Annotated in this window: 1 protein-coding gene; it reads left to right on the top strand. The window is 69.7% G+C overall.

The window, feature by feature from the left end:
• Window positions 1-15: 15 nt before the first annotated feature.
• Window positions 16-1,867: hypothetical protein (locus tag ACWD4U_RS34680; RefSeq protein ID WP_449787409.1), on the top strand; the 1,852-nt coding region annotated here is incomplete at its 3' end.

The raw sequence follows: 1,867 nt of genomic DNA on the forward strand, positions 1-1,867 counted from the left end.
GCGACGCGGGAGGCGTTGCGGAACCTGTTCTTCTGGTTGGTGCGGCAGATCGCGTCGCAGACGTTCATGGGGATCATGGGCGGGTTGGCGATGGACGCGGCGATCCAGAGCTACCAGTTGGCGTCGCACCACCGGGATTCGTGGGACGCGGATTCGACGTTCCAGTCGTTCCAGCAGGGGTCGTTGGAGGGGTTGTTCGCGGGTCCGCTGGAGTTGTTCGGGCAGGCGTTCGGCAAGGTGGTGGGGCGGCTGATCGGCAAGGACTCGTCGTCGATCCTGTCGAAGCGGCTCGACCACGTGCTGGCGGCGGGGTTGAACGATGTCCGGGGTGTGGCGGGCGGGGTGTCGCACGTGGTGGGGGCGGAGGTGAAGGGGCTGGGGAAGGGGCTGGTCCTCGACGCGGTGCGGACGGTGGAGCGGGATGTCGCGCGGGAGGCGGGCAAGCTCGGTTCGGCGTCGGCGCGGCAGGAGTTCGCGAAGTCGGTGGGTCATCTGCTGGGTGCTTCGGTGCAGCAGTTGGAGGCGGGGTTCGTCCGGTTCGGTGAGGGGAGCATCGCGGACGCGTTCGCGCGCAAGATGGGCCGGATCTTCGAGGAGCATCTGACGGACGCGGCTTCGCATGCGGCGTTGCGGGAGGAGGCGCGGCAGATCGGGCGGAACTTCGGTGACGCGTTCGTGAAGCACTGGGGGCATCTGGGGGCGGACCACGCGCATCTGGGCGGGGTGTTGGCGCAGGCGTTGGGTGATTTCGCCGGCAGCGGGCCGCTGTCGCGGATGGCGAGGGAGTTCCCCGACCTGTTCACGGCGTCTGCGGGCAAGGAGGGCGTGGGCGGCTTCGCGAGGTTGTTCGGGCATTTCACGGCGGAGCATCCGCTGCACGGCAACGCGCTGTTCCAGTTGGGCCATGCGCTGGGGGAGATCCTGCAGGAGGGTGGGCAGAACGTCGCGTCGGACATCGGGTACAACCTGTTCTGGAGTGAGGACCACACGTTCTCGACGTCGTGGGGCTCGTTCGTGTCGGGGATGGCGATGGGCGCGTTCGGTCACGTCCTGCACAAGACCTTCGAGCCGTTGTTCGACCGGTACCAGAACTGGTTGCGGGAGCGGCAGTGGCGTGAGAACCCGGACGGGGCGAAGTACTTCGGGCTGCTGCATCCGTTGAACTTCGTGTCGTTCCTGGCGAACATGACCGGCAACCCCGCGCCGTTCCCGGTGCCGCGGCCGGGTGGGCACGACGGTGACGAGTCGTGGGGGCAGAGCGCGAAGGACCTGGCCAAGTGGTTCTTCTCCAACCCGTTCTCCGGGTTCGACCTGCGCTCCGACACCCCGATCGTCAACCTCTTCACCCACAAGACCGGCACCGGCGACGCGGCCCGGGAGGAGAACCCGGGCCGGCAGGCCATCGACGACGCCCTGAACGGTGGAAACATCAAGACCACCGGCGCGGTCACCGACCAGGCGGGTGGCCGCGGCGCGACGGCGCCGTCCGACGACGGCGCGCCGCGTCCCCGCACCGAGAGCGGCGCGCCCCAGCTCGCCCCGTTCACCTTCGGGGCCTCGCAGAAGTCCATCAGCGAGGAGGCACTTGCGGCGCTGACCGGAACTGACGGGACGTCATCCACACCGCCCGCCACGGCGGCAGGCCACCGCACCGAGAGCACCGGTCGGCCGGACACCGTGAACCCCGTCCAGCCCGACACCGCCACCCAGACCGACGCCGCCGTGCACTCCGTCCAGGGCGACACCACCACCGTGCAGGCCGACACGACGGCCGCGGCCCCGGCTGACACGGCGGTGCCGGCCCCCGTGGGGCCGGTCGGTGGGGTCGGGTCGGCGGGTCATGATCCGGTGTTGGTCACGCCGACCG

Source organism: Kitasatospora sp. NPDC002522 (assembly GCF_053595195.1).